Below are 15870 nucleotides of genomic sequence, written 5' to 3' on the forward strand. Positions count from 1 at the left end.
ATCATACCATCGCGCGTGAGCGATTCTTACCGGCCTTACGGTCGTGGTTATCCGCATTGTTGTCAGCCGTGTTATCGGCGTCGAGCGCGTCGGCCTGGCTCACGTCCTGCGCGGCCGGATCGGGTGGCGTGGGCCTCGTCCTGTGGACCCAGCTCGACAACGCCGACGCCAGCACGATGCATACGCCGCCCGCCCATTCGCGCGGGCCGGGAGTCTCGCCGGCAAATAGCCACGCGGACAACGCCGTGACGACGATCTCGAACAGCATGATGATCGATGCCCGGTTCGCCGGCACGCGGGAGAGCCCGTACTGCACGAGCATATTGTTCGACGCCAGCAGAAAGCCGAGCCCGAGTACGAGCCACGCGGCAGTGCCCAGGTGCGCGCCGGTGGGCGGTGCGGGCATCGCTTCGAACAGCGACGCGCACGCGCTGAAGATCGCCGCGCCGCCAAAGATCGTCGCAGTGCGCATTTCCGGTTTCATCTCCGGCAATACCCGGCTGGTCTTCAGAATCAGCACGTTGCTCATGGCAAAGCCCATGCCGCCTGCAAGGCCTGCCCATTCGGCGAGATTGCCTGGCACCGGGATGCCGAGTTGCGGCGACCACAGCATGGTCATCGCTCCCGCCAGCGACAGCGCGGCAAGAGCCGCGCCCGACCACGTCAGGCGTTCATGCAGGATGAAATGCGCGAATAGCGCGGTCCATGCAGGGGTGAGGTAAAACAGCAGCAGCACCCGCATCACCTGGCCGTGGATCGAACCCCACACGAAGCCGAGATTGGTGATGCCCGCCGCCAGCGCGAGCGCGGGTAGCAGCCAGTGCCAACGCACCGTTCTGATCGCGCGATGCCGCACCAGCAGCACGAACAGACAGCCCGCTGCGCTCGTCAGCGCACTCGCCGCCGTGCCGGTGACGCCAAGCGCGGCCAGCATCCGCAACGGATACCAGATCATTCCCCACACCGATGCGCCCAGCATGATCGCAAGCGTCGGCCAACCGTTACGCAGCCAGTTGGTCATGATGCGAAACGCCGGACGGCGTGTGGCGGCGTGTCGTCGGTGCGCGGGCTGACCGGCGTGGTCGCTACACGCTTTACGCTCGTTATAACCGTCACGTCGGTCACGGCCGGCTCGCCCGCCTTGCGCGCCGCGTTCCTGATGTGCGGGTTCGTGGCGTCGTTCGCATGGACCGCGGCGCTCCTGCACCTGTCAGGTCTGAATGTCTCCGGGATTGCTGCAACCATTGCTGCTCCTGCTTCTTTTTGCGCGAACCGTCGGCGGTTCGCGTCGTTCCCGCTGCAACGCATCGAATACGCCGCCTGGCGGGTCGCGTCGCTTCCGGGGCGGCGCACTACGTTCACACTACGTTCAATTCACACTACATTTTCACCGCGACTCGCAGCATTCGCCGCGTTTCACGAGTTTCCCTATCCGGCTCATCAGACCTCGCGCGTCCGCGCACGGCGACAGCCCACGCTATAATTATTCGTTCGCCGCCGCTGCCAGCATGTTTAGCGCATCTGTCTATCGTGTGTTTCAGGCATTTCAGCGTTTTCAACGCCAGCGCGCGTGCCCCGCTGCTTCCTGCATCCGTTCTGCGCCCTCTTCGATCAGGCTCGATCCACCCGTGAACCCGCTACTCGACTCCCTTCAGTCCTATCCGTTCGAAAAGCTGCGCATGCTTTTCGCGAAGGTCACGCCGCCAGCCGGCCTTTCGCATATCAGCTTCGGCATCGGTGAGCCGAAACATCCCACGCCCACGTTGATCCGCGACGCCGTGGTGAATTCGCTCGGTGGTCTCGCCGCATATCCGGCCACGCTCGGCTCGGCGCCGCTGCGCGAGTCGATCGCGAAGTGGGTCACGCAACGCTACAACCTGCCGCCAGTCGATCCGCTTACCGAGGTACTGCCGGTGGCGGGCTCGCGCGAGGCGCTGTTCGCGCTCGCGCAAACCGTGGTGGACCCGAAGCGCAATGCTGACGGCGAGCCTGCGATCGTACTCTGTCCGAACCCGTTCTACCAAATCTACGAAGGCGCGGCGATTCTGGCCGGCGCGCAGCCGTATTTCGTCAATAGCGACCCGGCGCGCAACTTCGCCTGCGACTATTCGGCGGTGCCGGAAGACATCTGGGCGCGCACGCAGCTGCTGTACGTGTGCTCGCCGGGCAACCCGACCGGCGCGGTGCTCACGCTCGACGACTGGCGCGAACTGTTCGCGCTGTCCGACCGTTATGGTTTCGTGATCGCGTCGGACGAGTGCTACTCCGAAATCTATTTCGACGAAGTGAATCCGCCGCTCGGCGGCCTGGAAGCCGCGCACAAGCTCGGCCGCGGCTTCGAGCGGCTGGTGATGCTGTCGAGCCTGTCCAAGCGCTCCAACGTGCCGGGCATGCGCTCGGGTTTCGTCGCCGGCGACGCGGCGATCCTGAAAGATTTCCTGCTGTACCGCACGTACCACGGCGCGGCGTTGTCGACGGTATTCCAGAGCGCCAGCATTGCCGCGTGGAACGACGAGGCGCACGTGCGCGAGAACCGCGCGAAGTACGTGCAGAAGTTCGCCACCGTCACGCCGATGGTCGCCGAGGTGCTCGACGTGCGCCTGCCGGACGCCGCGTTCTACCTATGGGCCGACGTGTCGCGCACTGGCCTGACGGATACCGAGTTCGCCCAGCGCCTCTACGCCGACTATAATGTGACGGTTCTGCCGGGCTCGTTCCTCGCGCGTACTGCGCACGGCGAGAACCCCGGCCGCAATTTCGTGCGCCTCGCGCTGGTCGCGGACGTCGACGAATGCACGCAAGGTGTTCAGCGGATCGTCGATTTTTGCCGCAAGCTTGCCGGTTGAGTCTGCCGGGCCAACGGTTGGGGTCGACCTCCCGCCGTTGGCGCATCAGCTCCCGCTGCGCCGCCTCGCCTTCTTCAGCCTTCAACTCTTCAGAAAACACGCATATGTCGCAACAACTTCAGCAGATCATTGACACCGCCTGGGAAAACCGCGCCGACCTGTCGCCGAAGGCCGCGCCGGCCGACGTCCGCGAAGCCGTCGCCCACGCGATCGAACAACTGGACAAGGGCGTGCTGCGCGTCGCCGAAAAGAAGGACGGCGACTGGGTCGTCAATCAGTGGCTGAAAAAGGCCGTGCTGCTGTCGTTCCGCCTCGAAGACAACGCGCCGATGCCGGCTGGCGGCTATTCGCAGTTCTACGACAAGGTACCGTCGAAGTTCGCGAACTACACCGCTGAAGACTTCGCCGCCGGCGGCTTCCGCGTCGTGCCGCCCGCTATCGCGCGCCGTGGCTCGTTCATCGCGAAGAACGTCGTGCTGATGCCGTCGTACACCAACATCGGCGCGTACGTCGACGAAGGCACGATGGTCGATACATGGGCCACCGTTGGTTCGTGCGCGCAGATCGGCAAGAACGTCCACCTGTCGGGTGGCGTGGGCATTGGCGGTGTGCTGGAGCCGCTGCAGGCGAACCCGGTCATCATCGAAGACAACTGCTTCATCGGCGCGCGTTCGGAAGTGGTGGAAGGCGTGATCGTCGAAGAAAACTCGGTGATCTCGATGGGCGTGTACCTCGGCCAGAGCACCAAGATTTACGACCGCGAAACCGGCGAAGTCACGTATGGCCGCATTCCGGCGGGCTCGGTGGTGGTTGCGGGCAACCTGCCGTCGAAAGACGGTTCGCACAGCCTGTACTGCGCGGTGATCGTCAAGAAGGTAGATGCGAAGACCCGCGCGAAGGTCGGCCTGAACGAGCTGCTGCGAGGCGACTGATGGCGCGCGGCACCAAAACCGTTGTCTACGGCATCCCGAACTGCGACACCGTGAAGAAAGCCCGCGTGTGGCTGGAAGAGCACGGCGTCGAGTTCGAGTTTCACGACTTCAAGAAGCATGGCGTGACCGAACCGCTCGTGCAGGACTGGTTGAAAGACGTGAAGCTCGACGCGCTGCTGAACCGTCGCGGCACCACCTGGCGTGGTCTGTCCGACGACATGAAAGCGGCGGCTGAAACGCAGCCAGGCGCGATCGCATTGATGATCCACAAGCCGTCGGTGATCAAGCGGCCGGTGCTGGTGGTGAACGGGCGCGTCAAATCGCTCGGTTTTTCCGCGGACGAGTACACGGCGTTGTTTGCCTGAGTACGCGTGTCTGAGTGTTAGCACGCGGCGCGCTCTGCCGCAGCGAACGCCCGCTGTGCATAAACGGCTGCGAATGCGGCGCCCGCAAACGCGGCGCCGCAAACGCGCCACCGCAAACTCGGTGTGCTAACGCGCATTGAACGCGGTACGCCGGACCCGGCACGCGGACCTGAACGCCAGCGCTGGCATCAGGCGCGGCAATCGGAACCGGTAAGCAACAAGAAGCAAAACGCGGCCTCGCCGCGTCGCTCAAAAGCTGTTGCCGGCTGCGGTGTTCCACCGCCAGCCGGCATTTTTTCATTTCAAAGTGGCTTGTACTGAATCCATGTCCGGCACCCTCGCCCTTACCGAACAACTGATCGCCCGCGCGTCCGTGACGCCCGACGACCAGCATTGCCAGCGTCTGCTGATCGAACGCCTGTCCGCGATCGGCTTCGAGCACGAGACGATCGAATCGAATGGCGTGACCAATTTGTGGGCCGTCAAACGCGGCGTCGACGGCACTGCGGGCAAACTGCTCGCGTTCGCCGGCCACACCGACGTGGTGCCAACCGGCCCGCTCGAACAATGGCATTCGGCGCCGTTCGAGCCGACCCAGCGCGACGGCAAGCTGTACGGCCGTGGCGCGGCGGACATGAAGGCGTCGATCGCCGGCTTCGTGGTTGCGAGCGAGGAGTTCGTCGCGGCGCACCCGGCCCATCGCGGCTCGCTCGCGTTCCTGATCACGAGCGATGAAGAAGGCCCGGCCACCGACGGCACCGTCAAGGTCGTCGAAGCGTTGCAGGCACGCGGCGAGCGGATGGACTACTGCATCGTCGGCGAACCGACTTCGAGCGCGCAACTCGGCGACATGGTGAAGAATGGCCGACGCGGTTCGATGTCCGGCAAGCTGATCGTCAAAGGCGTGCAAGGCCATATCGCCTACCCGCATCTGGCGAAAAATCCGGTGCATCTGCTCGCGCCCGCATTGGCCGAACTGGTCGCCGAACGCTGGGACGACGGCAACGAATACTTCCCGCCCACTACCTGGCAGGTATCGAACATTCACAGCGGCACCGGCGCGACCAACGTGATCCCGGGTCATGCGGACGTGATGTTCAACTTCCGCTTCTCGACGGCCAGCACGGTCGAAGGTTTGCAGGCCCGCGTGCATGCGATTCTCGACAAACACGGCCTCGAATATGATCTGCAATGGAACGTGAGCGGCCTGCCGTTCCTGACGCCGCGTGGCGATCTGTCGAACGCGCTGGCGAAAGCCATCAAGGATGAAACCGGCGTGAGCACCGAACTGTCGACCACAGGCGGTACATCAGACGGCCGCTTTATCGCTCGCATCTGCGAGCAGGTGATCGAATTCGGTCCGCTGAACGCCAGCATCCACAAGATCGACGAACATATCGAAGTCGCACACATCGAGCCGCTGAAGAACGTGTATCGCCGCGTGCTCGAACAACTGATCGCCTGAACAAGGACTATTTGCGATGACGCTCCCGTTTTCCACCGTCCGCGACCTGCTGCGCTTTGCGGTGTCGCGTTTCAACCAGGCCGAACTGTCGTTCGGTCATGGCTCGGCCAATGCTTACGACGAAGCGGCTTACCTGGTGCTGCACACGCTGCACTTGCCGCTCGATCTGCTGGAGCCGTTCCTCGACGCACGTTTGAGCGCGGCGGAGATCGACGCCGTGCTGAACGTGATCGAGCGCCGTGCCACGCAGCGCGTGCCGGCGGCGTACATCACGCAGGAAGCGTGGATGCACGGTTTCCGCTTTCACGTCGATGAGCGCGTGATCGTGCCGCGTTCGTTTATCGGCGAATTGCTGCAGGACGGTTTGCAGCCGTATGTGGAAGATCCTGAACAGGTCAGCGCGGTGCTGGAACTGTGCACCGGTTCGGGCTGCCTCGCGATTCTTGCCGCGCATGCGTTCCCGAATGCGGATATCGATGCGGTCGATCTGTCCGCGCCCGCGCTGGAAGTCGCCACGCGCAATGTGATGGATTACAAGCTCGACGACCGTATCGCGCTGTTCGAGGGCGATCTTTACGCGCCGCTCGCCGAGCGCCGCTATGACGTGATCATCAGCAATCCGCCGTATGTGAACGCGGCGTCGATGCAGGAATTGCCCGCTGAATACAAGCACGAGCCGGATATGGCGTTGGCAGGCGGCGCTGACGGCATGGATATCGTGCGTCGCATCATCGCCGATGCGCGCAACTGGCTGACCGAAAATGGCGTGCTGGTGGTAGAGATCGGCAATGAGCGTGAGAACGTCGAAGCGGCGTTCGGCGGGTTGGATCTGGTGTGGTTGTCGACCAGCGCCGGTGACGACAATGTGTTTTTGATTCAGGCTGCCGATTTGCCGGTTTGAGTTTTCTGGTTTGTTGGTGTGTTGGTTTTGTGGCGTGGCGTGCGTGGCTTCTTCTCCCGCGTGCGGCACGCCGTAGCGGGTGGGTGGGCGCGCCTCCGCCACCGTTTGCGCTGTTTCACCCGCTCCCTGACCGCTCCTCCTCGCGCGTCCAGACTTCCCGTCGCGCACCCTCCGGACGCCAAAGCCCCCTACTGTGGCACCCCAACACACCGGCGTTCGGTAAGATGAGCGCGGTCAGCTGCCCGCCGCGACATCGGCTGGAACACGCAGCGCTTCGCCAACCCTTCGTCCGCCTATGCAATTCGACCTGCTTCACGTCGGCCCGCTGGTCGCCCTCGCCCATATCCTCGGCATGGTCGCGGCGTGTCATGCGATTCTCAACACGCGCACATCGCAAGGCGCGATTGCGTGGGCCGTGTCGCTCGTCGCGATGCCTTATCTGACGCTGGTGCCTTACCTGTTCCTCGGACGCAGCAAATTCGCGGGTTACGCGGACGCTCGCCGTGTCGAGAACGAATTGCTGCGTACCCGCGCGCATCCGCCGGAATGGGACACACGGTCGTCGTCGGCGGGCGTGCCTACGCAGCAACTCGGCGTCAGGCTCGTGCATTCGCTGACGCGCCTGGGCGGCATGCCGTTCCTGCCTGGCAATTCCGTGCGGACACTCGTCAATGGCATGGCAACGTTCGAGGCAATCTTCGAGGCCATCGGGAATGCACGTCATTATGTGATCGTGCAGTTCTTCATCGTGCGCGACGATGCGCTCGGCGAAATGCTCAGGGACGCGCTGATCGCCAAAGCGCAGCAAGGCGTGCGTGTCTATTTCCTGTACGACAGCATTGGCAGTTTCGATTTGCCACATCGTTATGTGGCGGCGTTGCGCGCCGCAGGCGTCGAAACCCATCCGTTCGCGACCAATCGCCGCTTCGTCAACCGCCTGCAACTGAACTTCCGCAATCACCGCAAAATCGTGTCGGTCGACGGCGAACGCGCGTTTGTCGGCGGACACAACGTGGGCGTCGAATATCTCGGCAGCAAGCCGCCGCTTTCGCCGTGGCGGGACACGCATATCGAGGTGCGCGGCCCGGCGGTCGCCAGCATCCAGTTCGTGTTTACCGAAGACTGGCACTGGGCGACGCAGCAGTTGCCCGAGTTCGACGTGCCGCCTGCCGCGCCGGTCGATCCCTCCGCCGATCAGGGCATGCACTGCCTTGTCGTGCCGAGCGGTCCGGCTGACAAACAGGAGACCTGTTCACTCTTTTTCGTCGAAGCGATCAACGCGGCGCGCGAGCGGATCTGGATCACCTCGCCGTACCTCGTCCCCGACGAAGCCGTGTTTTCGGCGTTGCGACTCGCCGTGCTGCGCGGCGTGGACGTCCGCATTCTGATTCCGAGCCGGCGCGACCATCTGGTGGTGTTCGCCGCGTCGAAGCTGTATGCGTACGATTCGCTGCGCGCGGGCATCCGGATTTTCCGCTATCAACCGGGTTTCCTGCACCAGAAGGTCGTGCTGATCGACAGCGTGGCCGCGGCGATCGGCAGCGCGAATCTCGACAACCGCTCGTTCCGTTTGAACTTCGAGATCATGGTGCTGACCGTCGACCGTGGCTTCGCGCAGGAGGTCGAAACGATGCTGCTGAACGATTTTGCCGAGTCGCTTGAAATCGACCGCAACGAGTACCGGCAGGCCAGTGCGCTTAAACGCGTGCTGATGCATGTGGCGCGCTTATTCTCGCCAATTCTTTAAGCCGCATGCGCAGCCACTGCACCATTGCAGGCTGCGCGGCGGTTGTTCTGACGCTTCCGCCGTCGCGGATCATCACCAGACAATGACGTTGCCGTGCGGCAGCCGCCGTCACGACTTCGTTGTGGCGCACAAGGCTCGCTGGCTAGTCTGAACAGCGTGTCCAGAACCCAATGGCCACGCACGCGCTGAAGGGCTGGTAAATGCGGCCGGCGGCTCCGCCCAACGCGGTGTGTCCGGCTGCCGGCAGATATCGAGGCTTCGCTAACCGCTTCCGCCCGAAGCAACGCAACGCAGATCAAAGCAGCTTCTTGATATCCTCGACAATCGCCTCAGGCTTGGTCAGCGGCGCATAGCGTTTCACCACGGTGCCATCGCGTGCAATCAGAAACTTGGTGAAATTCCACTTGATTCCTTCCAGCCCCAGCAAGCCCGGTGCCTCTTCGGTCAGGTAACGGAACAGCGGATGCGCGTTCGCGCCGTTCACATCGATCTTGTCGAACATCGGAAAAGTCACGCCGTAATTTTTTTCGCAGAAGCTGCCGATCTGCGCGGCATCGCCCGGCTCCTGCTTGCCGAACTGATTGCACGGAAAGCCAAGCACCGTCAGCCCACGCGCCGCCAGGTCGTCATACAGTTTCTGCAGGCCCGCATACTGCGGCGTGAATCCGCATTCGCTCGCCGTATTGACGATCAGCAAAACCTTGCCTTGATACTGCTCGAGACTCACTTCGTCGCCGCCGAGCGTACGTGCCGAAAACGAATAAATCGATGTCATGTGCTCTCCCGTGAAAGCCGTCAGTCTATGCCAAAAGGAGCGCCACAACAGTCGGCCGAATGGCCGATCCCGACTGAGCGCCCGGTGTCACGCCCGGCAGTCTAAAATAGCGGTTTTCTTCAGCCGGCCTCTTCGTGATCCGCTTTAATCAGTTCAGCCTCGCGCGCGGCACCAAGCCGCTCTTCGACAACACCACGTTCACCCTCAATCCCGGCGAAAAGGCCGGCCTCGTGGGGGCAAACGGCGCGGGCAAGTCGACGCTGTTTGCCGTGCTGCTCGGCGAACTGCACGCGGACGGCGGCGATTTCTCGATGCCGCCCACCTGGCAGATCGCCCACGTCGCGCAGGAAACGCCCGCCGCGGACAAAACCGCCCTCGCCTATACGCTCGACGGCGACGCCGCGTTGCGCGCGATCGAAGCTCGCATTGCCGCCGCCTCCGCCGCGCACGACGGCGCAGCCGAAGGCGAAGCGCACGCAGCCTTCGCCGACGCCGACGGCTATACCGCGCCCGCGCGCGCCGAAGCGTTGCTGCTTGGCCTCGGCTTCACGCTGGAACAAACCCGCGAGCCGGTCAGCAGTTTCTCGGGCGGCTGGCGTATGCGGCTGAATCTGGCGCAGGCGCTGATGTGCCGCTCCGATCTGCTGCTGCTCGACGAGCCGACCAATCACCTGGATCTGGACGCGATCGTCTGGCTCGAAGACTGGCTGCACCGCTATCCCGGCACGCTGGTCGTGATTTCGCACGACCGCGAATTCCTCGACTCGGTTTGCAATGTCACGCTGCATCTGGAACAGCAGCAGATCAAGCGTTACGGCGGCAACTACTCGCAATTCGAAGTGCTCCGGGCGCAGCAGATCGCGCTGCAACAGAGCGCGTATGAAAAGCAGCAGCGCACGGTCGAGCATCTGCAGAGCTACATCAACCGCTTCAAGGCGCAGGCTACCAAGGCGCGTCAGGCACAGAGCCGCGTGAAGGCGCTGGAAAAGATGGAACTGATCGCGCCGGCCCATGCCGCGTCGCCGTTCACGTTCGAGTTCCGCACGCCCGATTCCGCGCCAAATCCGATGATGGTGATGGACGACGTGCGCTGCGGTTATCACGGCGAACAAGGTGTCGAGATTCCGATCGTCGACCACGTGATGCTGTCGATCCAGAACGGTCAGCGCATCGGCCTGCTCGGCGCGAACGGCCAGGGTAAATCGACGCTGATCAAGACGCTCGCCGGCACGCTGGAAGCGCTCGGCGGCCACGTGCGCGAAGGCAAGGGGTTGCGCATCGGCTATTTCGCGCAGCATCAACTCGAAACGCTACGCGCCGACGACACGCCGTTGCAGCACCTCGCCCGTCTCGCACCCGATACACGCGAACAGGAGTTGCGCGACTTCCTCGGCAGCTTCAACTTTTCCGGCGAAATGGCGACGTCGAAAATCGCGCCTTTCTCCGGCGGCGAAAAGGCGCGTCTCGCGCTCGCGTTGATCATCTGGCAAAAGCCGAATCTGCTGCTGCTCGACGAGCCGACCAACCACCTGGATCTCGAAACGCGTCACGCGCTGACCATGGCGCTCGCGCAGTTCGAAGGCACGCTCATTCTCGTGTCGCACGACCGGCATCTGCTGCGCGCCACCACCGATCAATTCATGCTGGTCGCCAGGCATCGCTTGCAGGAATTCGACGGCGATCTCGACGATTACCGCGACTGGCTGCTGCAACACGCAGCGGACCAGCGCGCGGCACTCAAGGCGGGCACGGCGGGCACCAATGGGCCTGACAGCAGCGCCGATAACGGCGTGAATCGCAAGGAACAGCGTCGGCTTGAAGCGGAAACGCGTCAGAAGCTCGCGCATCTGAAAAAGCCGCTGCAAAGCCGCATCACGAAGATCGAGAAGGAAATGGACTCGCTCAACGCGGAGAAAACGACGCTCGACGCGTTCGTCGTCGATCCGGCCAGTTACGAGCCCGAGCAGAAAAGCAGGCTGACGGAGGCGATCCGCCGTCAGGCAGATGTGAACGCGCGTCTCGAAGCGCTCGAAGCCGAATGGCTCGAGACTCACGAGGAACTCGAACAAATCGGCTAACGGCACGCTGTTCGCGGCCCGCGCCAGCACCGACGAGAGGTTGGCTTTGTCATCTGCGACATCATCATCCGGGTCATCGGCTTCATCGGCTTCATCGGCTTCATCGGCTTCGTCGGCTTCATCGGCTTCATCGGCTTCGTCGGCTTCGTCGGCTTCGTCGGCCGCCACTGCGGCGCTGCCCGTGTCGGCACCGCCCGCGTTGCAGGGGCTGCGCGTACTCGATCTGACGCGACTGCTGCCCGGCCCGGTTGCCGCTTTGCGGCTGGCCGAACTCGGCGCCGACGTGCTGAAAATCGAAGCACCCGGCGCGGGAGACCCCACCCGCACGATGATGCAGTCGTCGAGCGACCGCGTGGCCGGCCGCCCCGGCGCGTTTTACCGGCTGGTGAATCGCGGCAAACGCGAGACACGCCTCGATCTCAAATCCGCGGCGGGGCGCAATGTGTTGTGCGCGCTCGCGGCGGAAGCAGACGTGCTGATCGAGAGCTTTCGCCCCGGCGTGATGGACCGTCTGGGCATCGGCTACGAAACGCTACGCGCGGCCAATCCCCGGCTCGTCTACTGCGCGATCAGTGGATACGGCGCGAGCGGCCCGTTCGTCGATTACGCGGGCCACGATCTGAACTACATCGGCTATGCGGGCGTGCTCGATCAACTGGCGAGCCGCGACGGCACACCGATCCTGCCCAATTTCCAGATCGCCGACCTGCTCGGCGGCGCACTGAGCGCGGTCACGCAGATTCTCGCCGCGTTATGGCACGTGTCGCGTGGCGGCGAAGGCCGCTTCGTCGATGTCTCGATGACGCACGTCACGCATGCGCATAACCTCGTCGCGCAAGTCGCGCTGGCCAATGAAGGCGCGACGCCCGCGGTCGGCGAGGGTCTGCTGAACGGTGGCGTGCCCTGCTACAACCTGTACCGCACGCTCGATCACCGCTGGCTCGCAGTCGGCGCGCTCGAACTGAAGTTCTGGGAAACGCTATGCATGGCGCTCGATCATCCCGAATGGGCGACGCGCCACTGGAGTCTCGGTCAGGCGATTGGCGGCCCGGATGCCGTTGCGCTGACGCAGGAACTGGCCGATGTGATTGACAAGCGTCCGCTGGGAGAATGGGTGATGCTGCTGGAGCCGATCGACTGCTGTGTTTCGCCGGTACTAACACCGGCCGAAGCGGCGCAGCATCCGCTGTTTAATCCGGCGGCCTACGTGCCGCAGGACGATGACGAAGAAGCGGACCACGGCGACAACCTGATGGGCTGACACGCCCGACTGGCCGACTGCGTTGCTGCCCGATCAAGCCAGACCACGCCAGGCCGACCACGAAAAAGCTGGTGCGGATCCAGGTAGCGCCCGCGACGCGCGTTCAGAACGCGCCATAAAAACTGCCCAAAGCCAACTGGGAAACCCCAAACGCTTCGGCTCCAGACCTCCCGTCAAATCACCGCCTCGCCACCGTCTGTCTCGGCAACGTCTGACGCGGCGTCTTTTCATCGTCATACAGCACGTGCTTGCGGCCTTCCACGTGACGGTCGATCGTGGCACGCACATCGGCGGCCGTGGCGTCTTCGGCCACGACCCGGCGCGATATCTGACCGGCGGTGTCGATCCACTCGACAATCCGGCAAGCACCGCCCCAAGGCTGGCGAATCGGTGCGGAGACACGGCAGCCACGTACCTGGATTGGCCGCTCGGCGACGGTTTCATATGACTGTTTCAAGGCGCGATCCTTTTTCGGGCATCAAAGGGGATGCTTACCCTCGCAGCTTAGGAAAAAGGAACGGCATTCAGGTTACAGCCAATATGGAGATCTTTACCGGTCATTACGGCGCGCAAGGTGGCGGCAGGCGCCGCCGTCCTGTCTATTCAAGCGTGCGGACCCGGTCGATAGCCTGTTCGATCCGCTCGACCGCAATGACCTGTAAGCCTTCTATCGGCTGCTTCGGCGCATTCGCCTTCGGAATCACGGCAACCGAGAAGCCGAGCTTGGCAGCCTCCTTCAGACGCTCCTGGCCACGCGGCGAGGGCCGGATTTCGCCCGCCAGTCCCACTTCGCCGAAGACCACCAGCCCCTTCGGCAGCGGCTTGTTGCGCATCGATGAATGGATCGCGAGCAGCACGGCCAGATCGGCGGCGGGTTCGGTAATCTTCACGCCACCCACTGCGTTCAGAAACACGTCCTGATCGAAACACGCGATCCCGGCATGCCGGTGCAGCACGGCCAGCAGCATCGCGAGACGGTTCTGTTCGAGGCCGACCGCGAGCCGCCGTGGATTCGGCGCGTTGGCGGCGTCCACCAGCGCCTGCACTTCGACCAGCAGCGGGCGCGTGCCCTCCTGCGTCACCAGCACGCAGGAACCCGGCACCGACTGCTCGTGCTGCGACAAAAATAGCGCCGACGGATTCGCCACGCCACGCAAACCGCGCTCGGTCATCGCGAACACGCCGAGCTCGTTGACCGCACCGAAGCGGTTCTTGATCGCGCGCACGAGACGGTACGACGAATGGGTGTCGCCTTCGAAGTACAACACCGTGTCGACGATATGCTCCAGCACACGCGGGCCGGCCAGCGCGCCTTCTTTGGTCACGTGGCCGACCATGATGATGGTCGTGCCCGACTGCTTGGCGATGCGCGTCAACTGCGCCGCGCACTCGCGCACCTGCGCGACCGAGCCGGGCGCCGACGTCAGCGCGTCGGAATAGACGGTCTGGATCGAGTCGATCACCGCGACATCGGGTTTGTGATCGGCGATCGTCGCCTGAATTTTTTCGAGCTGGATTTCCGCGAGCAATTGCAGCTCGCTCGCTTTCGAACCGGGCTCCAGCAGCGAAAGCCGTTGCGCACGCAACGCGATCTGCGCGGCCGATTCTTCGCCGCTGATATACAGCGCGCGTTTGTCGGCGGCAATTTCGGCGAGCGATTGCAGCAGCAGCGTCGATTTGCCGATCCCCGGATCGCCGCCGATCAGCACCACGCCGCCCGGCACCAGACCGCCGCCGAGCACCCGGTCGAACTCGCTGACGCCGGTCGAGAAACGCGGCACGTCGGACGCGTCGATATCGGCGAGACGGCGTACCGGCGCGCTTTTCGCGAGCGACTGGAAACGGTGCGTGGACGGCGCCTCCGCGACCGACTCGACCAGCGTGTTCCACGCCTGGCACGACGGGCACTGTCCGGCCCATTTCGGCGACTGCCCGCCGCATTCACTGCAGATGTACAAGGTCTTCGGTTTAGCCACGCGTGATTGCCTGTGTTGCCTGTTGGTGTTCGGGGGATTGATACGCTCGCTGAACCAGCCGGATTGGGCCGGTTCAGCGAGCCTCAGATGAGAAACTGGGTGGCGCGCGGTGAGGTTGTCGGCGACCGGGTGGATAAGCTAAGCGGCCGGCCTGGCGGTTTGCTAAAGGGCTATTGATACGCTGCAATCAGGCAAACGGTGGCGCACACGGAACTGCAAGCCCGCTGCCATCGCACTGACGCGTACAACGGCAACAGTGACGGCAACCGCGACCTACACGCCGCACCGTACCGCCACGATGCCTGCCCCGCGCCCACCCGCCAACACCACCGCACTACCCGCCCGCGCCTAGCCGGTCCAGCGCCGTGCTCCCGCTCCGGACACGGCCTCGCGTTACTCCGCGCGCACCGGCACGCGCGGTGCGACCGCGCACATCAACTCATAGCCGATCGTGCCGCACGCCTGTGCGACGTCGTCGATCGGCAGCGTGGCACCCCACAGCTCCACGCGCGAACCGATATTGGCGGTCGGAACCGGCGTCAAGTCGACTGTGAGCATGTCCATTGACACCCGTCCGACGATCCGCGTCCTGACGCCGTCGACGATCACCGGCGTGCCGTCGGGTGCAACTCGCGGATAGCCGTCCGCATACCCGCATGCGACCACGCCGATACGCATCGATCCGCGCGCCTTAAACGCCGAACCGTAGCCGACCGTATTGCCTTCGCTCAACGTCTGCACCGCGATCAGTTCCGACGTGAGCGTCATCGCCGGCTGCAATCCGGCACCGGCCACCGCTGCCGTCACGCCCGACGGCGATGCGCCGTAAAGGATGATCCCCGGCCGCACCCAGTCGAAATGCGAACCGGGATGCCACAACGTGGCGGCCGAATTGGCAAGGCTGCGCGCACCGGCAATGCCCTGCGCGCCGCGCTCGAATGCTTCCATCTGATAGGCAATGCCGCGCTCGCCGTCGGCATCGGAAAAATGGGTCATCAGCGTGATCTGGCCAACCCCCTGGCATGCGCGCGCCCGTTCCCACGCCGAGCGGAATTTTTCGACCGTATAGCCGAGCCGGTTCATACCGGTGTTCATCTTCAACTGGATATTGACGGGTTTGGACAGTCGCGCCATTTCCAGCATGCGCAACTGTTCATCCGAATGCAGCGCGGTGGTCAGGCTGTAACGGTCGATCACGTCGATATCGGTCGGACGAAAGAAGCCTTCGAGCAAAAGAATTGGGCCCGCCCAGCCCAATTCACGCAACTTCACGGCCTCTTCGAGGTCGAGCAATCCAAAGCCGTCGGTTGCGCGCAGACCGGGAAAGACACGCGCGAGACCATGCCCGTAGGCGTTTGCCTTGACGACGGCCCAGATTTTGGATTTCGGCGCATAGCGGCGGGCAACGGCAAGATTATTGGCAAGTGCGGCGGTGTGGATCGTGGCTGAGAGGGGGCGCGGCATGGGATATTTTCGTAAAGACGCTTGCGAATCAGCAGCTTACAGGGCGTTTTCAGCGCTCGG

General features: G+C 63.6%; 14 protein-coding genes. 8 read left to right on the forward strand and 6 right to left on the reverse strand.

Annotation, left to right across the window (positions count from 1 at the left end):
* Window position 1 precedes the first annotated feature (1 nt).
* Together LMG28727_RS14585 and LMG28727_RS14590 are read right to left on the reverse strand one after the other, a co-directional pair.
* Window positions 2-1021, reverse strand: coding sequence for a DMT family transporter (locus tag LMG28727_RS14585; protein WP_201643051.1), 1020 nt, complete (start codon window positions 1019-1021; stop codon window positions 2-4).
* On the reverse strand, window positions 1018-1245 hold the full coding sequence (locus LMG28727_RS14590) for a hypothetical protein (RefSeq protein ID WP_201643052.1): 228 nt from the start codon (window positions 1243-1245) through the stop codon (window positions 1018-1020). The genes LMG28727_RS14585 and LMG28727_RS14590 overlap by 4 nt, the downstream gene beginning before the upstream one ends.
* Window positions 1246-1628: 383 nt before the next feature.
* Here LMG28727_RS14590 and dapC point away from each other — a divergent pair, with 383 nt between their 5' ends.
* From dapC to cls, 6 genes are all read left to right on the forward strand, one after another.
* On the forward strand, window positions 1629-2846 hold the full coding sequence (dapC, locus tag LMG28727_RS14595) for a succinyldiaminopimelate transaminase (RefSeq protein ID WP_201643053.1): 1218 nt from the start codon (window positions 1629-1631) through the stop codon (window positions 2844-2846).
* A 104-nt stretch (window positions 2847-2950) separates the two neighbouring features.
* Window positions 2951-3778 carry a 2,3,4,5-tetrahydropyridine-2,6-dicarboxylate N-succinyltransferase gene (gene dapD, locus LMG28727_RS14600; protein WP_201643054.1) on the forward strand — a complete coding sequence of 276 codons (828 nt, stop codon included), beginning with the start codon at window positions 2951-2953 and terminating at the stop codon, window positions 3776-3778.
* Window positions 3778-4143: an ArsC family reductase gene (locus tag LMG28727_RS14605; RefSeq protein ID WP_074764257.1), complete on the forward strand. Its 366-nt coding sequence runs from the start codon at window positions 3778-3780 to the stop codon at window positions 4141-4143. Before dapD ends, LMG28727_RS14605 begins: the two co-directional genes overlap by 1 nt.
* A gap of 325 nt (window positions 4144-4468) precedes the next feature.
* A complete protein-coding gene (dapE, locus tag LMG28727_RS14610; RefSeq protein WP_201643055.1) occupies window positions 4469-5608 on the forward strand; it encodes a succinyl-diaminopimelate desuccinylase in 1140 nt (379 codons plus the stop codon).
* A 16-nt stretch (window positions 5609-5624) separates the two neighbouring features.
* Complete coding sequence (gene prmB, locus LMG28727_RS14615) at window positions 5625-6509, forward strand: 50S ribosomal protein L3 N(5)-glutamine methyltransferase (RefSeq protein WP_201643056.1); 885 nt, start codon at window positions 5625-5627, stop codon at window positions 6507-6509.
* A 295-nt stretch (window positions 6510-6804) separates the two neighbouring features.
* The gene (gene cls / locus LMG28727_RS14620; RefSeq protein WP_201643057.1) at window positions 6805-8256 is read left to right on the forward strand and encodes a cardiolipin synthase; all 1452 of its coding nucleotides are present in this window, start codon (window positions 6805-6807) and stop codon (window positions 8254-8256) included.
* Between the two features lie 295 nt (window positions 8257-8551).
* Here the strand turns inward: cls and LMG28727_RS14625 are convergent, their stop codons facing one another.
* On the reverse strand, window positions 8552-9031 hold the full coding sequence (locus LMG28727_RS14625) for a glutathione peroxidase (protein ID WP_201643058.1): 480 nt from the start codon (window positions 9029-9031) through the stop codon (window positions 8552-8554).
* 134 nt (window positions 9032-9165) lie between these two features.
* Here LMG28727_RS14625 and abc-f point away from each other — a divergent pair, with 134 nt between their 5' ends.
* Both abc-f and LMG28727_RS14640 read left to right on the forward strand, forming a co-directional pair.
* Window positions 9166-11109, forward strand: coding sequence for a ribosomal protection-like ABC-F family protein (gene abc-f, locus LMG28727_RS14630; RefSeq protein ID WP_201643059.1), 1944 nt, complete (start codon window positions 9166-9168; stop codon window positions 11107-11109).
* 199 nt (window positions 11110-11308) lie between these two features.
* Entirely contained in the window at window positions 11309-12370 is a 1062-nt protein-coding gene (locus tag LMG28727_RS14640) for a CaiB/BaiF CoA transferase family protein (protein WP_201643310.1), read from the forward strand.
* Window positions 12371-12548: 178 nt separating this feature from the next.
* Here LMG28727_RS14640 and LMG28727_RS14645 read toward each other — a convergent pair whose 3' ends face one another.
* From LMG28727_RS14645 to alr, 3 genes are all read right to left on the reverse strand, one after another.
* Window positions 12549-12827 carry a DUF2866 domain-containing protein gene (locus LMG28727_RS14645; protein WP_201643061.1) on the reverse strand — a complete coding sequence of 93 codons (279 nt, stop codon included), beginning with the start codon at window positions 12825-12827 and terminating at the stop codon, window positions 12549-12551.
* Between the two features lie 142 nt (window positions 12828-12969).
* A complete protein-coding gene (gene radA, locus LMG28727_RS14650) occupies window positions 12970-14346 on the reverse strand; it encodes a DNA repair protein RadA (RefSeq protein ID WP_201643062.1) in 1377 nt (458 codons plus the stop codon).
* A 393-nt stretch (window positions 14347-14739) separates the two neighbouring features.
* Window positions 14740-15810 carry an alanine racemase gene (gene alr, locus LMG28727_RS14655; RefSeq protein WP_201643063.1) on the reverse strand — a complete coding sequence of 357 codons (1071 nt, stop codon included), beginning with the start codon at window positions 15808-15810 and terminating at the stop codon, window positions 14740-14742.
* Window positions 15811-15870: the final 60 nt, after the last annotated feature.

It is taken from the genome of Paraburkholderia metrosideri (assembly GCF_904848625.1).
Taxonomy (GTDB): Bacteria; Pseudomonadota; Gammaproteobacteria; order Burkholderiales; family Burkholderiaceae; genus Paraburkholderia; species Paraburkholderia metrosideri.